The 22182-nt window shown below is 61.8% G+C and carries 22 protein-coding genes and 1 tRNA gene; 12 read left to right on the top strand and 11 right to left on the bottom strand.

Features of this window, described 5'->3' with window-relative positions:
- The first annotated feature begins 37 nt into the window (after positions 1-37).
- Positions 38-814: a CHAP domain-containing protein gene (locus ACFCW2_RS02520; protein WP_379547948.1), complete on the top strand. Its 777-nt coding sequence runs from the start codon at positions 38-40 to the stop codon at positions 812-814.
- Between the two features lie 15 nt (positions 815-829).
- Here the strand turns inward: ACFCW2_RS02520 and ACFCW2_RS02515 are convergent, their stop codons facing one another.
- Positions 830-1156: a DUF3297 family protein gene (locus ACFCW2_RS02515; protein ID WP_379547947.1), complete on the bottom strand. Its 327-nt coding sequence runs from the start codon at positions 1154-1156 to the stop codon at positions 830-832.
- 240 nt (positions 1157-1396) lie between these two features.
- Between ACFCW2_RS02515 and ACFCW2_RS02510 the strand changes: the two genes are divergently transcribed.
- From ACFCW2_RS02510 to ACFCW2_RS02500, 3 genes are all read left to right on the top strand, one after another.
- Positions 1397-1481: transfer RNA gene (locus tag ACFCW2_RS02510), tRNA-Leu, on the top strand.
- 66 nt (positions 1482-1547) lie between these two features.
- Positions 1548-3182 carry a trigger factor gene (gene tig, locus ACFCW2_RS02505; protein WP_379547946.1) on the top strand — a complete coding sequence of 545 codons (1635 nt, stop codon included), beginning with the start codon at positions 1548-1550 and terminating at the stop codon, positions 3180-3182.
- A gap of 227 nt (positions 3183-3409) precedes the next feature.
- Positions 3410-4666, top strand: a complete 1257-nt coding sequence (locus tag ACFCW2_RS02500; protein ID WP_379547945.1) for an acyltransferase family protein — start codon at positions 3410-3412, stop codon at positions 4664-4666.
- A 5-nt stretch (positions 4667-4671) separates the two neighbouring features.
- On the opposite strand, the gene ACFCW2_RS02495 is transcribed toward ACFCW2_RS02500, so the two are convergent.
- Both ACFCW2_RS02495 and ACFCW2_RS02490 read right to left on the bottom strand, forming a co-directional pair.
- A complete protein-coding gene (locus ACFCW2_RS02495; RefSeq protein WP_379547944.1) occupies positions 4672-6063 on the bottom strand; it encodes a cation:proton antiporter in 1392 nt (463 codons plus the stop codon).
- A gap of 78 nt (positions 6064-6141) precedes the next feature.
- Positions 6142-8259: a TonB-dependent receptor plug domain-containing protein gene (locus ACFCW2_RS02490; protein WP_379547943.1), complete on the bottom strand. Its 2118-nt coding sequence runs from the start codon at positions 8257-8259 to the stop codon at positions 6142-6144.
- Between the two features lie 271 nt (positions 8260-8530).
- Between ACFCW2_RS02490 and ACFCW2_RS02485 the strand changes: the two genes are divergently transcribed.
- The 3 genes from ACFCW2_RS02485 (at position 8531) to ACFCW2_RS02475 (ending at position 11079) form a co-directional block, all read left to right on the top strand.
- On the top strand, positions 8531-9235 hold the full coding sequence (locus ACFCW2_RS02485) for an ATP-dependent Clp protease proteolytic subunit (RefSeq protein ID WP_379547941.1): 705 nt from the start codon (positions 8531-8533) through the stop codon (positions 9233-9235).
- A gap of 223 nt (positions 9236-9458) precedes the next feature.
- Complete coding sequence (clpX, locus tag ACFCW2_RS02480; protein WP_379547940.1) at positions 9459-10727, top strand: ATP-dependent Clp protease ATP-binding subunit ClpX; 1269 nt, start codon at positions 9459-9461, stop codon at positions 10725-10727.
- 4 nt (positions 10728-10731) lie between these two features.
- A complete protein-coding gene (locus ACFCW2_RS02475; protein WP_379547939.1) occupies positions 10732-11079 on the top strand; it encodes a hypothetical protein in 348 nt (115 codons plus the stop codon).
- A gap of 119 nt (positions 11080-11198) precedes the next feature.
- On the opposite strand, the gene ACFCW2_RS02470 is transcribed toward ACFCW2_RS02475, so the two are convergent.
- The 5 genes from ACFCW2_RS02470 to mtgA form a co-directional block, all read right to left on the bottom strand.
- Positions 11199-11768: a fasciclin domain-containing protein gene (locus ACFCW2_RS02470; RefSeq protein ID WP_379547937.1), complete on the bottom strand. Its 570-nt coding sequence runs from the start codon at positions 11766-11768 to the stop codon at positions 11199-11201.
- Between the two features lie 98 nt (positions 11769-11866).
- Positions 11867-12598, bottom strand: a complete 732-nt coding sequence (locus tag ACFCW2_RS02465) for an anti-sigma factor (RefSeq protein ID WP_379547936.1) — start codon at positions 12596-12598, stop codon at positions 11867-11869.
- Positions 12595-13188, bottom strand: coding sequence for a sigma-70 family RNA polymerase sigma factor (locus tag ACFCW2_RS02460; protein WP_379547935.1), 594 nt, complete (start codon positions 13186-13188; stop codon positions 12595-12597). Before ACFCW2_RS02460 ends, ACFCW2_RS02465 begins: the two co-directional genes overlap by 4 nt.
- Entirely contained in the window at positions 13182-14102 is a 921-nt protein-coding gene (locus tag ACFCW2_RS02455; RefSeq protein WP_379547934.1) for a cation diffusion facilitator family transporter, read from the bottom strand. Before ACFCW2_RS02455 ends, ACFCW2_RS02460 begins: the two co-directional genes overlap by 7 nt.
- A 4-nt stretch (positions 14103-14106) precedes the next feature.
- On the bottom strand, positions 14107-14775 hold the full coding sequence (gene mtgA / locus ACFCW2_RS02450) for a monofunctional biosynthetic peptidoglycan transglycosylase (protein ID WP_379547932.1): 669 nt from the start codon (positions 14773-14775) through the stop codon (positions 14107-14109).
- Between the two features lie 107 nt (positions 14776-14882).
- Here mtgA and ACFCW2_RS02445 point away from each other — a divergent pair, with 107 nt between their 5' ends.
- Complete coding sequence (locus tag ACFCW2_RS02445) at positions 14883-16238, top strand: amidohydrolase (protein ID WP_379547930.1); 1356 nt, start codon at positions 14883-14885, stop codon at positions 16236-16238.
- 16 nt (positions 16239-16254) lie between these two features.
- On the opposite strand, the gene ACFCW2_RS02440 is transcribed toward ACFCW2_RS02445, so the two are convergent.
- The 3 genes from ACFCW2_RS02440 to ACFCW2_RS02430 all read right to left on the bottom strand — a co-directional run bounded on the left by ACFCW2_RS02440 (position 16255) and on the right by ACFCW2_RS02430 (position 19193).
- Entirely contained in the window at positions 16255-17130 is an 876-nt protein-coding gene (locus ACFCW2_RS02440) for a toll/interleukin-1 receptor domain-containing protein (RefSeq protein ID WP_379547928.1), read from the bottom strand.
- An 84-nt stretch (positions 17131-17214) separates the two neighbouring features.
- Positions 17215-18126, bottom strand: a complete 912-nt coding sequence (rpoH, locus tag ACFCW2_RS02435; protein WP_379547927.1) for an RNA polymerase sigma factor RpoH — start codon at positions 18124-18126, stop codon at positions 17215-17217.
- Between the two features lie 122 nt (positions 18127-18248).
- A complete protein-coding gene (locus ACFCW2_RS02430) occupies positions 18249-19193 on the bottom strand; it encodes an RluA family pseudouridine synthase (RefSeq protein WP_379547925.1) in 945 nt (314 codons plus the stop codon).
- A 17-nt stretch (positions 19194-19210) separates the two neighbouring features.
- On the opposite strand from ACFCW2_RS02430, the gene ACFCW2_RS02425 reads away from it, so the two are divergent.
- The 4 genes from ACFCW2_RS02425 (at position 19211) to ACFCW2_RS02410 (ending at position 22098) form a co-directional block, all read left to right on the top strand.
- Positions 19211-19612, top strand: a complete 402-nt coding sequence (locus ACFCW2_RS02425; RefSeq protein WP_379547924.1) for a Mov34/MPN/PAD-1 family protein — start codon at positions 19211-19213, stop codon at positions 19610-19612.
- A gap of 178 nt (positions 19613-19790) precedes the next feature.
- A complete protein-coding gene (locus ACFCW2_RS02420; RefSeq protein WP_379547923.1) occupies positions 19791-20450 on the top strand; it encodes a histidine phosphotransferase family protein in 660 nt (219 codons plus the stop codon).
- Positions 20450-21178, top strand: coding sequence for an N-acetylmuramoyl-L-alanine amidase (locus tag ACFCW2_RS02415; RefSeq protein ID WP_379547922.1), 729 nt, complete (start codon positions 20450-20452; stop codon positions 21176-21178). The genes ACFCW2_RS02420 and ACFCW2_RS02415 overlap by 1 nt, the downstream gene beginning before the upstream one ends.
- Positions 21175-22098: an alpha/beta hydrolase gene (locus ACFCW2_RS02410; RefSeq protein ID WP_379547921.1), complete on the top strand. Its 924-nt coding sequence runs from the start codon at positions 21175-21177 to the stop codon at positions 22096-22098. The genes ACFCW2_RS02415 and ACFCW2_RS02410 overlap by 4 nt, the downstream gene beginning before the upstream one ends.
- Positions 22099-22182 lie beyond the last annotated feature (84 nt).

The raw sequence follows: 22182 nt of genomic DNA, 5'->3' as shown, positions 1-22182 counted from the left end.
AGGGGGGCGTGAAGGTTACGCGGCCATTTAGGCCAATATGTTACAACGCTTTACACGCCCACTCGCCGCTCTCGCACTCCTTGCTTCGGGTGGTGTCGCCGCGATTGCCGCACCGTCCGCCGCACAGGCCAGCGAACTTCCCGCCTATCTGCAATGCGTGCCCTATGCGCGCGAAGTCAGCGGCATCCAGATTTTCGGCGATGCGCATACGTGGTGGGAGCAAGCTGCAGCGAAATACGAGCGGGGCAACACACCGCGTGTCGGCGCCGTCATGGCGTTTCGCCCGCATCGCAATATGCGGCTGGGCCATGTGGCGGCGGTCAGCAAAGTGATCGATTCGCGGACCGTCCTGCTCGACCACGCGAACTGGTCGCCGATCAACGGTCGCCGTGGCCAGATCGAGAAGGACGTGAAGGCCGTCGATGTCAGCCGGAACAATGACTGGAGCCAGGTGCGCGTGTGGTATCATCCGCAGGGCGGGCTGGGCGTATCGCAGTGGCCGATCCACGGGTTCATCTACGGCGATGGCAAGGCACGCCAGCAACCGCGCCGGATTGCACCGCCTACGCGGATGGCTGTGACCAAAGCGCCGTCAAAGACCTTTGCCAGCGCGTTCGCCGGCATGAAGCCCAAAGCCGCCCCGGCCAGCTATCGCAAGGCTCCGGCGCTTCAGCCGGTCCGTGGCCAGGTTCAGGCGCGGTCGGGATACCGCAAGGCCACGCCGCTCGCGCCCGTGCGCCGTCCGGCGCCAGCGTCCAAGGCGAACACCGGCGATCCGTTCGCGCAGGTCATCGCCCGCTACGATAGCAAATAGGGCGGTGCGCCCAGCTCAGTCCGCTTTGGCGACGGGCGCATCGTCGCCCAGATCCTCGAACCACGCCTCGACCGGGCCTTTCAACTTCAGCAGCAGTGGGTTGCCCTTGCGGTCCACCGTCTTGCCGGCCTGCACCCGCACATAGCCTTCAGGAATCGAATATTCCTCGATATCGGTGCGCTGACGCCCCTTGAACCGGATGCCGACACCGCGCTGCAGAACTTCCTGATTGAAATGCTTGCTGCGCGGATGGACCGAGAGGACCATCGGCGGCATATCGGGCGTGGCAGCTGCCTTTTCGGGCGTGCTTTCCGGGGTGGATTCGGTTTTTTCGTCGCTCATGCGCGCAGCCGATAGGCGCGGGAGGGGCATCTGACAATCGGCGTTCGCGTGTCCGCACACGGAGCATGGGGTCTCTATCGGGCCGGTAAGATGTCGCCCGTCGCCAAAGGCAGGCGCGCGGAGCGGTAAGAACGCGCGCGAAACACCCCTTCCATGCTTGCCCTTTGCCCCCTTGCATCCTACAGGCGCTCGTTCAACGCGTGCGGGCCTGCCGGTTCGCGCGCGAATTCGTTCAGGCTTGCGGGCGTGGCGGAATTGGTAGACGCGCTGGTTTTAGGTACCAGTATCGCAAGATGTGGGGGTTCGAGTCCCTTCGCCCGCACCAATCCGCCGCCTTGGGCAGGAGCGGAACAGATTCACACCGATTACCTTGAGGTTCAAAGGCACAGCCATGCAGATTACCGAGACCACAAACGAGGGCCTCAAGCGCGCCTATGCGCTGACCATTCCGGCTTCCGATATCGAGAAGAAAATCGATGCGGAGATCAAGAAGGTCGCTCCGCAGATGAACATGCCGGGTTTCCGCCCAGGCAAGGTTCCGGCCAATCTGGTCCGCAAGATGCACGGCGAGCAGCTGCACGCGCAGGTCATCAACGACACGATCCGCGATTCGGTCGATGCGCTGATGAAGGACAAGGAACTGCGTCCCGCAATGCAGCCCGCCATCGAGCTCGGCCAGGATTACGAGCAGGGCAAGGATGCGGTCGTTACCGTCAATCTGGAAGTCCTGCCCGAAGTCGAGGCCCCCGAAGTCGAGGGCATGAAGCTGGAGCGTCTGACCGTTCCGGTGGAAGATTCCGCTGTCGATGAAACCATCGGCCGGATCGCAGAAGGCAACAAGAGCTACAAAGACGCCGCCAAGACCCGCAAGGCGAAGGACGGCGACCAGCTGATCATTGATTTCGTCGGCCGTGTGGACGGCGTGGAATTCGAAGGCGGCAAGGCCGAAGACACTCCGCTGGTGATTGGCTCCGGCACGTTTATTCCCGGCTTTGAAGACCAGCTGACCGGCGCGAAGACGGGCGACGAGAAGACCATCACCGTCACCTTCCCCGCCGATTATCAAGCCAAGGATCTGGCCGGCAAAGAAGCCGAGTTCGACATCACGGTGAAGGCAGTCAAAGTCGAAACCGAAAGCAAGATCGACGACGATTTCGCCAAGGGTCTGGGCCTGGAAGGCATCGACAAGCTGAAGGAACTGGTGCGCGGCCAGCTGGAGCAGGAAACGGCCGGCCTCACCCGCACCCAGATGAAGCGCCAGCTGCTCGACACGCTGGCCGCCGGTCACGATTTCCCCGTGCCCGAAGGCATGGTAGACGCCGAATTCCAGCAGATCTGGGCCCAGCTGATGCAGGAAGCGCAGGGTGAAGAAGACACCGAAGCCGCGCTGAAGCAGATCGAAGAAGAAAAAGACGATTACCGCTCAATCGCCGAGCGTCGCGTGCGTCTGGGCCTCCTGCTGTCGGAAATCGGCCAGAAGAACGGCGTGGAAATTTCCGGTCAGGAAATGAACATGCTGATGCAGCAGGCCGCGCAGCAATATCGCGAGGAAGACCGCGAGCGGTTCCTGCAATATGTCCAGCAGGACCCGATGGCCGCAGCCCAGCTGCGCGCACCCTTGTACGAAGACAAGGTCGTCGACTTCCTGTTCGAGAAGGCCGAGATAACCGACCGCGAAGTGACGCGCGAGGAACTGGAAGCCGCGATCGAAGCGGATGCCGAGGAAGAAGCAAGCAAGGCCAAGAAGCCTGCTGCGAAGAAAGCTCCGGCGAAGAAAGCAGCGGCCAAGAAGGCACCGGCTAAGAAAGCTCCGGCCAAGAAGGCGGACGACGCTGAAGCCAAGCCGGCCGCGAAGAAGGCACCGGCCAAGAAGCCAGCCGCGAAGAAAGCTCCGGCGAAGAAGCCTGCTGCCAAAACCGCAGCAGCAAAGCCTGCAGCGGCCAAGAAGGCTCCCGCCAAGAAGGCTCCCGCCAAGAAGGCTCCCGCCAAGAAGGCTCCGGCAAAGAAGCCTGCTGCCAAGAAATAATCGGTCCCGCGAGAGCGGGTGAGCCGAACAAGAGGGCGGGGCTAGCCGGTTGGCTTGTCCCGCCCTTTCTGCGTCCGGGCCGCTCGCGGCATATTAACGTTTCGCGGTTAAGAAGTCCCCCTGCGAGACCGGCTGCGCCCTGCACTTGATCGTGCAGGCTGCATCTGTTCGCTGGAAAAGCACACGACCGACCGGACGGAAAATCCGGGAACGAACCGGGACCGATCATGACCGCAGAAGCTGGCCGCAAACATTATCATGATATCGACGGAGCGCGCTCGGTCCTGATGTTCCTTTCCGTCGCGCTGCATGCGGGGACGGTTTACGCGCCTGCGCGCCCGTGGATTACCGGCAATACGGAGCGGCATGATTTCTTCGACTGGCTGATTTTCGGCTTCCACCTGTTTGTGACGCCGACATTCTTCTTTGTCGGCGGGTTCTTTGCCGTCCTGCTGCTGTCGCGCCGGGCGGTGGGCGATTTCTTCACCAACCGTCTGCTGCGCACCGGAGTGCCGCTGGTCACCATCGCGCTCAGCCTGAATATGGTCGAGCATTATTTGCGCTATGTCGATGCGGCAGCGCCGGGCGCGGCGGCCAGCTTTTTCGGCTGGGTCGGCAGCCCCGAATTTGTCGCCATCTGGGCCGACGGGACATGGGCGCTGCATCTGTGGTTCCTGGTCAGCCTGATGCCGATGTTCCTGCTCGCAGGGCTGGTGCAGGCGGGGCTTCCGGCGAATTCCGGCCTGCGCAGCCTGTCGGTGAAATTCTCGGATCGGCTCGCAACATTGTTTGCGGGTAGCGCGGCTTTTGCGCTGTTCCTGCTGCTGCTGGCCGGAGCGAACACCGCCAATTACGTTGTCGCGGGCCAGATACCGGGCAGCTATCAACTGATCTTCCCCGGCTTCCAGAGCTGGTACAAGCTGGTCAGCGAATTCCCGTTCTTTGTGATTGGCGTGATGGCGGCGCTGTCCCCGACGCTTTTGAAAACGCTGGTGACGTGGCGGCCATGGATGCCCTTTGCCGCCGCTGCCGCGCTCTATTTCCAGCCCTATGCCAATCCCGATCAGGGAATGCTGGAAAGCCTCGCCATGCTGTTTGCAAACCAGCTATCGATCTGGGTGCTGGTGCTGTTCATTCTGCAATTCTTCCACCGCTTCTTCCTCGATGGCGGGCCCAAGACCAGCTGGCTCGCCGATTGCGCGCTGTCGATGTATCTGTTCCACCACTGCCTCGTGTATATTTACGGGCGCTGGCTGGTGCCGGTGGATTGGCCGATTGCGCTGGAGTTCACCCTGCTGACGATTGCAGCGGCAGGCACGGTGATCATGATCCACGAATTCGCCGTTCGCCGGATCGGCTGGGTCCGCCTGCTGTTCAACGGCAAGACGGATATCGAGGCCATCCGCGCACGGCGGGCGAAACAGGCGGGCAAGAACGCCCCTCTGCCTCCCGCCCCCGAACGACAGGCGGGCGCGCTGGGCTGAGCAGTTCAGCCCTGCTCCTGCCGACCTTCCACCTTTACCGGACGACGAACGCCGGGTGACAGCCCCTCCAGCGTGGGGTGCTGGCCGCGATGGATGTGCCCGCCGCGCCCTTCCACCATCCGCATCAGCGGGGCGCTCAGTACGCCGTGAATGACGATGGAGGCGAGGATGGCAAAGGCGGTCACGGCCCACAGCGCATCCAGATCGCTGAAGGTCGCATGGTTCTGGCCGTAGGCGAGATAATAGACCGACCCCATGCCGCGAATCCCCAGAAACGCGACGGTCAGCTTGCCGTGCCAGGGCAGGTTGCAATTCAGTTCGGCCAGAAAGCCGCCAATCGGGCGGATGATGAAGATCAGCGCCAAAGCCAGCATCGCACCCGGCCAGGTCAGCGCATCGAGCACGCCGCTCGCCAGCATCCCCCCGAATGCGAACAGCACACCGACCAGCACGATCTTCTCTATCTGGTCGATAAAGTGATGGCTGATCTTGTGATAGCGGCTGGCGTTCTCGCGCTGGCGGGCAGTGACTGCGCCGACGAACACGGCGAGGAAGCCATAGCCCTCGACCAGTTCTGCCGCGCCGTAGGCCAGCAGCAAGGTGCCGAGCACGACCAAGCCCTCTGAGGTCGAATATTTGAGCGCGACGGACGAAGGATGCCCGTCTTCATCGACGTCATCATCTTCACCCATTTCGGCCATGCCCGCATCGGCCTTGCGCTCGAACACGTACCATGCGCCCGCCCGGCCCACAGCCCAGCCCATCGCGATACCGGCGACAATCCGCCACACGAAATCCAGTGCAAACCATTCCAGCGTCCAGCCGCCGACCGCCGTCATCCCGACAGCGGCAATCGCCAGATAGGTGAAGGGGAAGGCCAGCCCGTCATTCAGCCCGGCCTCCACCGTCAGCGAGAAACGGATATCGTGCCGCTCGCTCTCGCCCGGCGGCCCGACTTGCACGCTGCGCGCCAGCACCGGATCGGTCGGAGCCAGCACAGCGCCCAGTAGAATGGCGCTGGCAGGCGCAAGGCCCAGACCCCACCAGCCCAGCACCGCCACCGCGACAATCGTGACCGGCATGGCAATGACCAGCAGCGGCCAGATTTGCGCCCAGTTCTTCCAGCTCACCGGGCGGTCAATCGCAATTCCGGCCCCAGCCAGAGAGGCGATCACGATGAATTCGGTGACATATTCCAGCGTAATCGCATCGAATTGACTGGCCGTAGGATTTATCCGCGGCAGACCGAGCGGCAGGGAAAACACCGCCCAACCGATGCCGACATAAAGCAGCGGCAAAGAGAGATATTTCCGGCTGAGCCAGCGCTCCAGCCCGACTGCGGCGATCAGGCCGAGGCCAAACAGCACGAAAAGCAGAATGCGCGGTTCGAAATCCATGGGAGCAGCGGGTAAAGCCCGAGGGGCCGCCCGTCAAAGCCGCGCAATCCAATCACGCCAAATGTCTGTTATCGCCGCCTAAAAACTGCCGCTGACGGAGAACCGGAAAATCGGCCCGATCCGGCGATCTTGCACTTCATTGAACAGCACCGGAGCATTCGGGCGGGAGCCATCGAACACGGTGCGCACGAAATCGTTGCGGGCATTCAGGACGTTCGCATAGGTTGCATTGACGGTCAGGCCGAACACGTCCTTGTGCTCGATGAATATGTCCGCGAACACCGGGCCCTCCGATCCACGCCCGGTTTCGAACCGGCGGGAATAGAACGCCTGATTGTTGGTGAAGATGCCCGCACCCCACGCCCAGTCGCTGCCCGGCACATCGTGGCGCAAATCCATTTCCAGCAGGTCGATCAGGTCGTTGGAGAACGGCCGGTCTTCTCCGGTGAACGGGTCGGTCACGCTCATCCAGCGCTTGATCGCCTGAACTTCCAGCCGCGCGCCGGTCCAGCCCAGCGGATCGAATTGCAGCGTCGTGTTGAGCTCGAGATGGGTGCGCGACGCATCGCCGATATTGCCGCGTGCCTCGCTGCCATTGGGAAGCGGGAAGAACTCGATGAAATCCTCGAACTCGGCGTGGCGCAGCTCCAGCTTTACCGAGCCCCATGCGCCCAGCCCCTTGTTGACCTCCAGATCGAAATTCCAGCTCTGGTTGGGGACCAGCTCGTTATTGCCGCCGCGTTCCTGTTCGTCGTTCAGGTCCACACTGGAGAGGAAATCGCCGAACGAGAGCTGGCCCACACTGCGGCGCACCTCTGCCGCGATGTCGAAATCGCTGCTGGGTTTCCACGAGAGGGAGAGCGACCCTTTGGGCCGTTGGAACGACCGGGAATTCGCCGCCACACCGGTTTGCGAAAGTTTGGAATATTCCGCGCCGCCGGTCGCCTGCAGGGCGAGGGTGGGGGTCAGCTGCTTGCCGAAGCTCAATATCGCTTCATAGCGATCCTCTGTCACGCCGCCCGTTCCGCCATCGAAGGGCAGGGCGACGAAAGTCTCGTTCGCATCCAGCTCCAGCAGGCTGGCGCGCCGGTTCAGCCGGTTGAAGGCCGCCTCGCCGGACAGCTGCCAATCCGCATCCCACAGGTTCCAGCCATATTCGAACCGGCCGATCCGCTCGCCTTCATTGCTGGTCTGGATGAAGCGCGATCCGATGGCCTGCGTGCCGTCATCGAAGCGGTCGATCAGCTGGGATTCGAAATTGTCCCGCTCGAACCGCTCCAGCCCGATCAGCTTCATGCTGCCGGGGCCGAGGGGAAATTCGATATCCGCGCCAACTTCGTATTCCGGGCCATCCGATCCGCGCGACGCGGCGCGGGTCCGCACGGGGCCAGTGGCGGGCATGCCGATCTCGCTGTCGGTCCGCTCGAAATAATCGATCTGGTAGCTCATATTGAGATTGGCGATCACATCGCCGCCAAAATCATAGGTGAAATTGGTGCTCAGATTGGGATTGTCATAGCGGCCGGAAAACTGGCTTTCCTGCAATTCTATCAGATCGCCAGCGGCATCGGTGATGAAGATCGGGCCATCCGCGCCGAACCGGTTGTTGTCGTTTGCCAGAGCGACTGTGTAGTCGAAATTCCCGCTGCTGCCGGTGACCGAAATCTCCCCGCCATAAAGCTGGGCAGAGGTATTGTAGGCGCGAAAGCCGCTGCGCCAGGTGAACTGGCCCGAAGTACCGCTGCTCTTGCGGATGATATTGGCAACCTGACCGTTCAGGCCCGGAATATCGAGCGCATTGCCCTCGACAATTTCGATCCGGATCACCGTGTCTGCAGGGATCCGGCGCAGCTGATCGCGCAGGCTGTCGGATTTGCTGGCGAGGCGCTCGCCATTGACAATCACGTTCTGGCTGGCCTGCCCGAGCCCCCGGCCATTGTCATCATCCGATATGGTGAAGCCCGGCACGCGCGAGAGCATATCGAGCGCATTGCGCGGCGCAAACTGGGTGAAATAATCCGGCTCGAACACGGTCGCGGAGGATTCCGGAGCATCGATCACGGTTTCATCGGCCACCTCGGCAGGGGCGCTTGGAGGGTCCGTTTCCTGCGCAAAGGCGGGCGCGCCGTGGGCAATCAGGGCGACAGACACGGCCAGTGCGCTGGCAGCCCGGTGGCGGGCGGTACGATTTTGCAACTTACTCTCCCCGCGCGAACCCCGCGCAAACCTTGCGCGACACTCGCCTTGCGCTTGGTCCAATGCTCTGGCTGCGTCACATCCTGTTCGACAGGCCGGTTGAAACCACCGACCAGCGGTGAGTTTCATTGTCTTGCGCAACTCATATAGCGTTCATCTTGTTGGACCTTCTGACCCGCGCTTCTAAGCGGGGAAGGTTAAGCCTCTTGAACATCGCGGGCAGAGCGCCGACATTGCCGGTCAACCAACGACAAATAGGAAAACACCGCCCATGATCGATCTGTTCGGCTCCGAAGCCTATGGCACCCAGGGACAATTCACCCGTGATCCGCTGACCGGCGCTCTGGTGCCCATGGTGGTGGAGCAGACCAGCCGGGGCGAGCGCAGTTTCGACATTTTCAGCCGCCTGCTGCGCGAACGCATCGTGTTCGTGACGGGTCAGGTGGAAGACGGCATGGCTTCGCTGATTCAGGCACAGCTGCTGTTCCTCGAGAGCGAAAACCCGTCCAAGCCGATCAGCATGTATATCAATTCGCCGGGCGGCGTGGTGACTGCCGGCCTCGCGATCCATGACACCATGCAGTACATCAAATCGAAGGTTTCGACCGTGTGTATGGGGCAGGCCGCATCGATGGGCAGCTTTCTGCTCGCTGCGGGTGAGCCCGGTATGCGGATTGCGCTGCCCAATGCGCGGATCATGGTCCACCAGCCCAGCGGCGGCGCACGCGGCATGGCCTCCGACATTGAAATTCAGGCGCGCGAGATCTTGCGGATCAAGAAGCGCATGAACGAGATGTATGTGAAGTTCACTGGGCGCACTCTGGAAGAAATCGAGAAGGCAATGGACCGCGACACCTTCCTCGAAGCCGAGGAAGCGATGGAATTCGGTCTGGTGGACAAGGTGTTTGCCTCGCGTCCGGAAGGCGATGAGCCGACCAAGGACGAGGACAAGGGCAGCGGCGGCGCACCCGAATAAGCCTCCACGCAAACCATTGGTGCAGCGTTTCGGGCCGGTTCTGCCCCCGGCCGGGACATTTGTGTCAAGCAATTGGCAACTGTGTGCTTTCAGGTGGGGCTAAGACGGCTCTGCTAGGCAACATTGCTTGTAATATGGAAATCCAGCGATAGGTTGGCCGAATCCGCAGTCCCCACGGGCTGCTTGGGGATCGCGACCAGCGCAATCGGGACGGACTTGGGATATGACGAAATTGAGCGGAACCGATAGCAAGAGCACGCTGTATTGCAGCTTCTGCGGCAAATCGCAGCACGAGGTGCGCAAGCTGATTGCCGGCCCCACCGTTTTCATCTGCGATGAATGCGTGGAGCTGTGCAACGACATCATCCGCGAGGAAACGAAGGCGGGCCTGACCGGCCGCAAGGAAGGCGAAGTGCCGCCTCCGTCCGAAATCTTCGGCACGCTGAACGATTACGTGATCGGTCAGGACCGCGCGAAACGCGTGCTGTCGGTCGCCGTGCACAACCATTACAAGCGCCTGAAGCATGCCGGGAAATCCGGTGATGTGGAGCTGGCGAAATCGAACATCCTGCTCGTCGGCCCGACCGGCTGCGGCAAGACGCTGCTCGCCCAGACGCTGGCGCGTACCTTTGATGTGCCGTTCACCATGGCCGACGCGACCACGCTGACCGAAGCTGGCTATGTGGGCGAGGATGTCGAGAACATCATCCTCAAGCTGCTGCAGGCGAGCGACTACAATGTCGACAAGGCGCAGCACGGCATCGTCTATATCGACGAGATCGACAAGATTACCCGCAAGGCGGAAAACCCCTCCATCACCCGCGACGTAAGCGGTGAAGGCGTTCAGCAGGCTCTGCTGAAGCTGATGGAAGGCACGACCGCCAGCGTTCCGCCGCAGGGCGGGCGCAAGCATCCGCAGCAGGAATTTCTGCAAGTCGACACGACGAATATCCTGTTCATCTGCGGCGGCGCGTTTGCCGGTCTGGACAAGATCATTGGTGACCGCCTGCAAAAGCGCAGCATCGGCTTCGGCGCGCATGTTGCCGATCCGGACAAGCGCCGCGTGGGCGAGCTGCTGGAGAAGAGCGAGCCGGAAGATCTGTTGAAATTCGGCCTGATCCCCGAATTTGTCGGCCGTCTGCCGGTGATCGCGACGCTGCATGACCTGGATGTCGACGCGCTGGTGACGATCCTTCAGGAACCCAAGAACGCCATCGTCAAACAGTACAGCAAGCTGTTCGAGCTCGAAGATGTTGAACTGACCTTCACCGACGACGCTCTGCGCGCAATTGCCGAGCGGGCGATCAAGCGCAAAACCGGCGCGCGTGGCCTGCGCTCTATCGTGGAGGGCATCCTGCTCGACACCATGTTCGACCTGCCCGATCTCGACGATGTGAGCGAGGTGGTGATCGACAAGGATGTGGTCGAAGGCCGTAAGGAACCCGTCCGCGTCGTCAGCGGCAAGGGCAAGACCGAGGAAGAGGCTGCCTGAGGCAATGCAGCAGTGGCTACCACTGCTCGTTTCGCTCCCCATCATCGCCGGACTTCTATGGTCCGGTTGGTGGACGAATAAGCGTTTTTCGAACCTCGACGAACTGCCCGGCCATTATGGCCTGAATGGAGAGGCGACTTATATGGCACCGCGCCGCGTGATGGCGTGGGCTTTACCGGTGCTCTACTCGATCTTCCTTCTTGTTCTTGCGCTCGCCGTTCTTCTGGTTCCGGCCGAGCATCAGGATGGCAGCGCGTTACCCGGTGTCGTCTTTGCTGGCATCGCATTCGGTGCCGCGCAATGCCTCGTCATCTGGCTGCACGGCCGGTGGGCCCGCAAGCAACGCCCCTGATCTGATCACACGAACAAAACCCCGCCCGGCCTCTGATGAGCGCCGGGCGGGGCCTGTTCGCATCGCCGGAAAATGGGGGAGAAACCGGCGACGCTGTGGGGGAGGGTATAGTGCGTGCCTTAACCGGGCAGGAACACGCCGTCGGTCACATGGACCACGCCGTTCGATGCCTGCACATCGGCCGCGGCGACCACGGTGGTGCGGCCCACCGCGTCGGTGATGGCCAGTGTATCGCCGAATTTGGAGACGGTCAGCTTCTGGCCGCCCAGCGTGTCCACGGTCACCGCGCCGCCTGCATCATCGATCATCTTGACCAGATCGCCGGCCGTCACGGCACCGGCCACGGCGTGGTAGGTGAGGACAGCGGTCAGCGTGCCCTTGTTTTCAGGCTTCAGCAGAGTGTCGACCGTGCCATCCGGCAGCTTGCCAAAGGCATCGTCGGTCGGGGCGAAGACAGTGATCGGCCCCTGCGTCGAAAGCGTGTCGGCCAGACCAGCTGCGGTCACGGCAGCGACCAGCGTATTGTGCACACCGGTGCTCTGGGCGACGCCTACGATGGAGGGCTGGGTTGCGGGCTGGGCGGCAGCGCTCCCGTGATGATGTGCGGCAACCGGGCCACCGGCGGCAAAAGCGAACGTGCCCATGGCAGCGGTAGCGGCGAGGGCGGCGGACTTGAACGTGATACGCATTGGGTATTCTCCTTGTTGTCAAACAAGCCCCGTCCTGCTTGCTCGTGAGGAGATACGCAGCGTGCCGGCCAGCGGATGCACATGGCCCGGAAAAAATTCTAAATCGTTGAAAATTCGCCGTTTGCCACCACCGGACCGGCCTCGGCCCCCGGAACTGCGCCGCCCAGCGGTTCGCGGGTGAGGACCAGATCGACCCCGTTGTCGATGGCATCGGCGAGCTGCAGCGGAATGTCGACGGCCTGCGTCGCGCCGGGTTCGATCACACCGAGTGAACGTGTCTGACCCGTCGGATCGACGAGCCACAATTCATGGTCATGCACCCCGTCCGGCTCCAGCCCTGCGGATGTCACATAGAGCCTGCGCGCACTCGGTTGGTAGATCAGGTCAATCGACAATTGTGTTTCGCCAATCGGGATCGAGGCGACGAGATCGGGCTCGGTCAATGGCAGACCGGGATCGACACGTCCTGCGGGCGCTGCGGGACCGGTGCCCGGCGGGAAAGCGAGGAACGCCAGCGCCAAGGCCGCAGCGGCAGAGGTGATGCCGGTGGCCCATTTCCAGCGCGTGACCTGTTGCTGCAATGGTACGACATTGGTTGCAGCATCCGGTCCTGCCTGCTGTTCCAATTTAGCTTCGATTTGCGGCCAGAGATCGGCGCGCGGGGTCGCTGCCGGAACCTCGTCCAGCAAGGGGGAGAGTTGCTCCTCCCAGCGGTTGACGGCATCGGCAAAGTGCGGATCGCTGGCGGCTAGCCCGCGCGCGCGCATCAGGTCTTCGCCTTCCAGCAGGCCCAGAGCGTATTCGGCGGCAAGATGGCTGTGATCGGTCATTTGGCTTCCAGATCGTCCTGTTCGAGACAGGCCTTCAATTTGGCGAGGCCGCGGCGGATGCGGCTCTTCATCGTGCCCAGCGGCGTGTCGCTTGCCTCCGCCAGCTCGGCATAGGTGCGCCCTTCGAAAAAGGCATTACGGATCGAAGACCCGGTGTCGGCGTCCAGCTGGCCGATGCAGTGGTGGATGCGGCTGGTCTGCTCGGCGTCTTCCAGCAGGGCATCGGCGGCGGGCGCATCATCGGCAATCTCGGCGGCTTCCTCCACCGGCACGGCCCCGCGCTGGACCTTGCCCGTGCGCAGGCGGTCAATCGCCCGGTTGCGTGCGAAGATTGCCAGCCAGCTGATCGGGCTCGCGCGGTCAGGGTCGTAACTGGCCGCGCGGCGCCAGAGAGAAATGTAAACGTCCTGCAATGCGTCCTCTGCTTCCTTGGGGTCCCCCAAGATACGCAGGCAAATGCCAAAAAGCTTCCGGTGTGTGGCGCGGTAGACCTGCTCCAGAGCCGCGCGGTCGCCCCGCGCCACGCGGGCGATGGCGGCTTTCAGCGCAGCGCGGGCCTCGGCGGCGTTCCGGTCAGCAGCGCTCAACATCCGCCTCCGCAACCCGCGGTCTGCTCGATCTGCACCGTTGCGTGGCCGATATGGAAGCGATCCTTCAGTTCTGCCGAGAGGGCCGAAAGGAACGCATCGCCCTCATGTCCGCCGGGCATCACCAGATGGGCGGTCAGGGCGGTTTCGGTCGTGCTCATCGGCCAGATGTGCAGATCGTGGACCGCTTCCACCCCGTCCAGATCGCTAAGGAAGTCGCTCACGGCGTGCTGGTCGATATTCTCGGGAACGGCGGCCAGGCCCATCTTCACGCTGTCCTTGGCGAGGCCCCATGTCCCCCATGCGATGACGGCGACGATCACGAGGCTGACCAGCGGATCGATCCAGACATAGCCTGTCGTGATGATCGCGAGGCCCGCCAGCACCACGCCGGCGGAGACCAGCGCATCGGCTGCCATGTGCAGATAGGCCCCGCGAATGTTCAGATCGTGCTTGCGCCCGCGCATGAACATCCATGCGGTGAAGGCATTGATCGCGATACCGATGCTGGCGACGATCACCACGGTCATGCCCTGCACCGGCTGGGGGTCGGTCAGGCGGTGGATCGTCTCGAACAGGATGGCCCCGATCGCGACCAACAGCAGCGCGGCATTGGCCAGCGCGGCGAGGATGGTGGAGCTTTTGAAGCCATAGGTGAAGCGGTCGGTGGGCGGTTTCTTTGCAGCCACGCTCGCACCCCAGGCCAGCAGCAGGGCCATCACATCGGAGAGATTGTGCCCCGCATCCGCGACCAGCGCCATGGAGCCGGACAAGAAGCCATAGGTCGCCTCAACCACCACGAAGCCAGTGTTGAGGATGATCCCGACAAGAAACGCGCGCCCGAAATCCGCCGGAGCGTGCGAATGCCCCGCGTGGTCATGGGAATGCCCTTGAGAGTGCGCGTGGGAGCCGTGCATGGCGCTATTCGTACACGCAGGCGTCCAGCGCGTCACGCCGGACCACGCCGATCCGTGCGGCGACGGTGTTGCCGTGGCGGCGCAGCCAGCCGGTCGGGTTCACCACGCTGCGTTTCTTGGGCAGGGGCAGGGCGACAATCATCCGCGCGGCTTCGGAGGGCGACAAGTCTGCAGCCGATTTCTGGAAATAGCGCTCGGCACCCGCTTCCACGCCATAGGTACCGATGCCCGTTTCCGCGACATTCAGATAGACTTCCATGATCCGCCGCTTGCCCCAGATCTTTTCGATCAGAAAGGCGAACCACGCCTCGAACCCTTTGCGCACATAACCGCCATCCTGCCACAGGAAGACGTTCTTCGCGGTCTGCTGCGTGATGGTGGAACCGCCCCTGATCCGCCCACCTTCGCGGTTCTGTTTGATCGCCTGTGCAATCGCCTCGCTGTCAAAGCCGTCATGGCTGCAGAACTTGCCGTCCTCCGCCGCAATCGCCGCGCGCACCAGATCGCGGTCGATCTCCGACAGCGGCTCCCAATCCTTGGTATAGCCATTGTCGTCCAGCAGCATTGTCGCGGTGACGGGCACGGGCACGAATTTGAACAGCACAACCAGAAACAGGCTGAGCGCGATGAAGCCAATGATGATCTTGGCGAGGAATTTCAGCAGCCGCAGCATAGGGGAGCGGTTTAGCTTGCGTGCCCCGTGCAAGCAATCGGGCACACAGCTTGCGGACAGGGGGCCTCGCGTGCTTTGGTGTGCGCAAAGAACAAAGGGGATCGGTTATGGCGTTCGGGACAGGTTTCAGGAATAGGGCCAGCATGGCCGTGATGGCCACTGCGGCGATGATGCTGGGCAGCGCAGGCCCGCTCGCCGCGCAGGACGGCCCCTTCGCAGCGGAAGTCTCCGCCGATTACGACAACCATCTGGAAGACCTGTTCGTCCATTTCCACCAGAACCCCGAACTGTCCTATCTGGAAAGCAACACCGCCGCGCGGATGGCGGTGGAATTGCGCGCTGCCGGGCTGGACGTGACTGAGGGTGTGGGCGGCACCGGCGTGGTCGGGATGCTGAAAAACGGCGAGGGGCCGCTGCTGCTGCTGCGCGCCGATATGGACGGGCTGCCGGTGGAGGAGAAATCGGGCCTCGATTACGCGTCCACTGCCACGCAGGTGGGTCAGGATGGCAAGGAATACCCCGTGATGCATGCCTGCGGGCACGATGTGCACATCACCTCGCTGGTCGGCACAGCGCGGCGGCTGGCGGCGATGAAGGACCAGTGGTCGGGCACGCTGATGTTTATCGTCCAGCCGGCAGAGGAACGCGTTGGCGGGGCGAAGGCGATGATGGCGGACGGCCTGTATGATCGCTTCGGCAAGCCCGATTATGCGCTGGCCTTCCACGTCACGTCACTGATGCCCACGGGCAAGCTCTCGGCGGCGGAGGGCATCCAGTATTCCAGCTCCGACTCGCTCGATATCATGGTGCCGGGCATCGGCGCGCATGGCGCTGCGCCGCATATGGGGCGCGACCCGGTCTATATCGCCTCGCAGATCGTGGTGGCGCTGCAATCCATTGTCAGCCGCGAGATCATGCCGCTGTCGCCCGCCGTCATCACGGTGGGGTCGTTCCAGGCCGGATCGAAGCACAACATCATTTCCGACCGCGCCGATCTGCAAGTGACCGTGCGCTCCAATGACGAGGATACGCGGGCGCAGCTGCTTTCCACCATCGAGCGGGTCGCGGTGAATGTCGGGCGCACGCACGGCCTGCCGGACGACAAGCTGCCGACCGTGACCCACATCGCGGGCACGCCGGTGACCAACAACGATCCCGATCTGGCCCGCAGGCTGAACGGCACCATGGCGGCGACCTTCGGCGAGGGGGCGTTTGTGCCGTTCCAGCAGACGACGATGGGCGCGGAGGACTTCGCCTATTTCGTGACGCGCGAGCAGGGCGTGCCGGGCTACTACTTCGCCGTCGGCGGCACCCCGCCCGAGGCCTTCGAAGCCGCAGCCAATGGCGGCCCGCCCGTCCCCAGCCACCACTCGCCGCTGTTCAAGGTGTCCCCGCGCGAAAGCGTAACACTGGGCACCCAGGCGATGATTGCGGCAGTGCTGGAATTGGCGGGGCCGGAGTAGAGTAAGGGGAGCCAGCCTAGCTAGGCCGCTGTTTTATAAGTTCGGCGACTCTTTCTGGTACACCCCATGAATCCTTAATCTGACCGTTGTCCCTAACTGCTTTTTCAAGACGTGGAGTATACGACGCATCCCAAACTTTAAGGCTTTCTACTGCGTTTATACGTGATTTAGCCGCAGAAAAACTGCCGCTATTGATGAATCTTTCGACCACGATGTCGGCCATCTTGAATTGAAGTTTTTTGTGGTTGATGGCTGCCTCGAATAATTCGTTGGCAATCTGTAAAGGTTCTTTTCCAGTTCCCTTGAATGCTTGAAAACGACTGACGAAACCGTGCGGGTCAGCGCCAAAACGTACAGCAAAAACAGGCACCCCGCGCCCTAAGGCATAGCCAATTTCTTGGTCACACCATTTGCTCTCATGGAATTTCGGATGAATTGTAGCTATCAATAAGTCGCAGGTGGCTAGTGCGTTCTCGATTTCAATTGCCCACTCGGCAGTCGGGTTAATGTCGTTGTGAGCGACAAAAGCACTCATTCCCTTAAGGGATAGGGCATTCTTCAACTCAGACACGGCCTCGCGGTGGTCTGAAAGGTGTGACATAAAGACGCGCAGTTGGCCATCGTGCCAGTATGGAGTTTCTGGTTCTGTACCGGTAGGCTCCTGTTGGCTTTCGATATCGATGCCTAGATGCTGCCCAAGCTCTATCAATTCCAAGTCTGAGCCGTCGCTGATCATCTCGACAACGTAAGCCTCGGTAGTCGATGACCATTGACTGCTTATTGGAAAGCCAAATTGCTTCAATGTCAAATCAATGGTCGTCCACTCATCAGCGGCAAGCCGCTGCGAGATTTCTTTGATGAGCTTGACTCTGTTTGATTTGGACAGCTTCATTTTCTTATTCCCTTTAGGCGAAAGAAAAGGCCCTCCCCAGAATACTCTAGGGAAGGCCTTTCAATTCAGAGCTATCGTTTTTGTTTATACCGCAGCAGGCGCACCCAGCAGCCGCTCGCCAGCAATCGTCTTCATCGCCTTCTGCAGCTTCTCAAACGCGCGCACTTCGATCTGGCGGATGCGTTCGCGGCTGACGTCGTAGACCTTGGAGAGTTCTTCCAGCGTCTGCGGCTTTTCCGTCAGGCGGCGTTCGGTCAGGATGTGCTGTTCGCGCTCGTTCAGCGCGTCCATCGCCTCGGTTAGCATCTCATGCCGCACTTCGGCTTCCTGCGCCTCGGCCACCGTTTCATCCTGCAGCGGGCGATCATCGGTCAGCCAGTCGAGCCATTCGCCCGAGCCTTCCTCGCCATTGCGCATGCTGACATTCAGCGACCCGTCGCCGCCCATCATCATCCGGCGGTTCATGTTGATCACTTCCTGCTCGGGCACGCCGAGGTCGGTGGCGATCTTGGTCACATCGTCGGGATGAAGATCGGAATCCTCATACGCGTCGAGGTTCTTCTTCATGCGGCGCAGGTTGAAGAACAACTTCTTCTGCGCGGCGGTGGTGCCCATTTTGACGAGGCTCCAGCTGCGCAGGATAAATTCCTGCATGCTCGCCTTGATCCACCACATGGCATAGGTCGCGAGGCGGAAGCCGCGATCGGCTTCGAACTTCTTCACGCCCTGCATCAGGCCGACATTGCCTTCGGAAATGAGATCGCTGACCGGCAGGCCATAGCCGCGGTATCCCATGGCGATTTTCGCCACGAGCCGCAGATGCGATGTGACGAGCTGCGCCGCCGCATCGGGATCTTCATGCTCCTCGTACCGCTTGGCGAGCATGTATTCCTGCTCTGCCGTCAGTACAGGGTATTTCTTGATTTCGGAGAGATAGCGGTTGAGGCTCTGCTCCCCGCCCAGAGCGGGGATCGAAACTGCTTTGGATTTACTCACGTCGTTTTGACCTTTCTAGCGTCGACCACTCGGCCCGGACCCCTGATGGGCATCCGGACAATCGGGCCACTTGGTTACATATAGAGAGAACCAACGCCGATTTGCAGTGTTCTTCGTCGATTTCAACGTGCGGTTTCGTCGATTAGTTCCGCCATGTCGGGCGGTAAGGGGGCCTCGAAACTCACCTGTTTGCCAGTGGCGGGGTGAACAAAGCCCAAAGTGGCGGCGTGCAAGGCCTGCCGGGCGAAACCCAAACGTTGGAGAAGAGGGCGCAAACCCTTGGGATCCTTTCCATAAGTTGGATCTCCTAATAGCGGATGACCGATTGACGCACAGTGAACACGCACCTGGTGTGTGCGCCCCGTTTCCAGCCGACATTCAATGAGTGTACAGTGGGCAAGCAATTCTATTGTCTTGAAATGGGTCACCGCATGTTTGCCGCGCGTCGAATCTTCACGCAGCACGGCCATTTTCTTGCGATTGCCCGCGCTGCGGCCCAGAATTGTGTCGATGGTGCCCGATGGAGGATTCGGCCTGCCTGCGCACACAGCGAGATAGCGCCGCTCTATCGAATGCTCGGCAAATTGCACCGCCAGCCCCTCATGCGCGGCGTCGGTCTTGGCGACCACCAGCAGGCCGGATGTATCCTTGTCGATCCGGTGGACGATCCCGGGGCGGGCGACGCCGTTAATGCCCGACAGGCTGTCGCCACAATGATGCAGCAGCGCATTGACCAGCGTGCCGTCCATATTGCCCGCTGCCGGGTGGACGACCATTCCGGCGGGCTTGTTGACCACCAGCAGATGCGCATCCTCGAACACGATATCGAGCGGGATGTCCTGCGGCTGGGCTTCCGGCGCGGAGAGGGCGGGCAGGGTGATGGCAAAATGCGCCCCCGCCTGCATCTTGGCGGACGGGTTGGTGACTACTTTCTTGCCCACCACTACCGCGCCCGCCGCCATCAGCGTCTTGACCCGCTCGCGCGACAATCCACTCGCCTCGGCCAGCGATTTATCGATCCGGCCAGCGGAGGGGAGGGTTCCGGTGATGGTTTCAGGCGCGGACATGCTAAGGGTCTTGGGCAATGTCAGTCGAAGTCACAAGCGTCCTTATCGCCCAATTGATTGCGGAGGCCCGCTCCGCCGACCCCAACGAATGCTGCGGGATGTTGCTGGGCGAGGGCGAGGGGGATCGCGTCACCGCCATCCAGCCCGCCGCCAACGTGCATTCCTCGCCCGCCAGCCACTTCGAGATCGATCCGCAGGCGCTAATCGATGCGCACCGCGCGGCGCGGGCGGGCGGGCCGCAGGTTTTGGGCTATTACCACTCGCATCCGTCCGGCCCGCCGGAGCCTTCCGCGACCGACCGTCGCAGCGCATCGGGCGACGGGCGGATATGGGCAATCATTGCGGGCGAGGAGGTGCGGTTCTGGCGCGATATGCCCGGTCGCTTCGAAGCGCTTTCCTACTCCATTCAGGACGGCTAGTGTCACGTTCCAGCAATTGGTCGGGGGGCGGATTCCGGTGTTTTCCAATTTAATGTGTCAACCTGTCGTGGCCATATTATTCTTTATTAAATCAACGACTTGACGCAAATTCGTTGCTTGACACTGTGTCAAAAACGTCAAGCAAATCCAACACTCAAAAGGGCTTAAATCGATCGTCATGACCCAACCCGATCCCGTCGAACTGGCCAGCATGCTGTGTTCCCGCCTGTGTCACGATCTGCTTAGCCCGGTTGGCGCGATGACCAACGGGCTGGAATTGCTGGCCGACGAAACCGACCCGGAAATGCGCGACCGGTGTCTCGAACTGCTGGCCCAGAGCGCCAAGACAAGCGCCGACAAGCTGAAATTCTTCCGGCTGGCTTTCGGCGCGGCGGGCGGATTTGGCGACCGCGTGCCGATGGAGGAACCCAAGGCGGCGATCGATGCGCTGGTGGGGGACAACAAGCGGATCGAGGTCAAATGGGCGCTGGCGGTCGACAGCCTGCCCAAACCGGCGGTGAAGGTGCTGCTCAACCTGTCGCATATTGCGCTCGACGCTTTGATGCGCGGCGGCACGCTGGATATCGGGGCGGAGCGCAACAATGGCGCGAGCGAAATCGTGGTGCGCGCGGCGGGCAAGAAGATCGCCTTCGACGACACGATCGGCCTCGCTCTGCAGGGCGATCTGAACCCTGCGGAACTCTCGGGCCGCACCGCGCCTGCGTGGATGGTGGGCGCTCTGGCGGAGAAGGTCGGCGGATCGATCCAGTTTCACCGCAGCGAAGAGACGCTGTTGCTTGGCGCAGTGCTGCCGGAAGGCGAAGGGATGATCGGCTGATGGCGGATGATGGGCAAGGGGATGGTGACGAGCTGGTCCACCGCGAATGCCTCTCCCCCAATTCCAACGAGCGCACGCTGCCGATTTCCATGCTGGTGATCCACTACACCGAGATGGAGAATGCGGCTGTAGCTATCGACCGGCTGTGTGACCCCGAGGCGCAGGTCAGCGCGCACTATCTGATTTCCGAAGAGGGCGAAGTCACCCGTCTGGTGCCCGAGGAAAAGCGCGCATGGCATGCGGGGCAAGCCTATTGGCGCGGGCACAAGGATGTGAATTCTGCCAGTATCGGGATCGAGCTGGATCACCCCGGCCACGCTCTGGGCTACCGCGAATTTGCCGATGCCCAGTTCGAGGCACTGGTCCCGCTGGTGGCGCGGATCGTGAAGGAGCACGATATTCCGCGCGCCAATGTGATCGGCCATTCCGACGTCGCGCCAGCGCGCAAAATCGATCCGGGCGAGCTGTTTCCGTGGGACCGTCTGGCGGAATATGGCCTGTGTCTGGCAAAGCCGGAGCATCTGGAGCAGGGCGACCCGTTCGATAATGACGCGGCGTTCTACCTCGCGCTGGAACGGTTCGGTTACGACATTACCGACGGGCACAAGGCGGTGGAGGCCTTCCAGCGCCGCTGGCGACCGGAACGGATCGACGGCGTGATCGACCTGCAAATCCGGGCGATCCTGTTCCAGCTACTGCTCGACCGCGACAGGGGCGTCACGCGGTGAGCGGCCTTGGCGATCTGCGCTTTGCCAAACCCAGCCTGCCCCTGCGGTTGGCAAGCTGGGTGGTGTCCAAGGGCAAGCCGATTTTCCCGGAGCGGATCGAGGATGTCGAGCGGTTTCTGCACAGTCGCCGTCAGCCGCGCCGGGCGGAAACGCCCGACAAGTTTGCGCGGCGGTTTCAGGTCGAAACCTCTGAGATCGAGGGACAGGAATGCATCACCCTGCACCCGTCCACCGGGCCGGGCGAGCGGCACATCCTCTATTTTCACGGCGGCGGTTTTGTCGTGTCGGCGGTGAAACAGCATTGGGATGTTATCGCGGCGCTGGTCGAGAATACCGGCGCGAGTGTGACGGCTGCGTTTTACAATGTCGTGCCGGAGCACCCTTATCGCGATGCGGAACGCATGGCCGATACGTTGTTCGCCTCTGCGGCGGAAAACCGGGAACCTGCTACCATCACTCTGGCAGGCGACAGCGCAGGCGCGCATATCGCGCTCAGCCTCGCCCTGCGCTTGCGCGACAAGGGTGGCCCTCAGGCGGGCAACCTAGTCCTGTTTTCTCCATGGCTCGACGTCACGTTGAAAGACGAAGCAGCGAAGGCAATCGAGCCGCACGACATCATGCTCAAGGTCGGCCCCATCCGCGAGCTGGGCCGCATCTGGGCAGACGATCGCGATCCGCTGAGCCCGCAATGCAGCCCGCTCTATGCCGATCTGACGGATCTGCCGCCAACAGCGATCTTTATCGGACACCATGACGTTTTCCTGCCCGATTGCCGGACATTCGCGGGCCGGATGAAACAGGCGGGCAGGCACGTCGAATTGTACGAATACGCTGGCGCGCCGCATGTCTTCATGGCTCTGGCAGCAACCCGTGAGGCGAAGGATGTGTTCTCTCTGGTTGCCCGTTTTGTGGATCGTTAGAACGGGAAAACCGGCGAGAGCCTGGGCAGAAACCGCACGGCACCGTTGAGCCGATGACACAAGATTTTACTTCGCCCCACAGTT

Source organism: Qipengyuania algicola (assembly GCF_042492175.1).
GTDB lineage: Bacteria > Pseudomonadota > Alphaproteobacteria > Sphingomonadales > Sphingomonadaceae > CAJXSN01.
The sequence above is the reverse complement of the archived record's forward strand: the minus strand, read 5'-3'. Positions and strand labels throughout refer to the sequence as shown.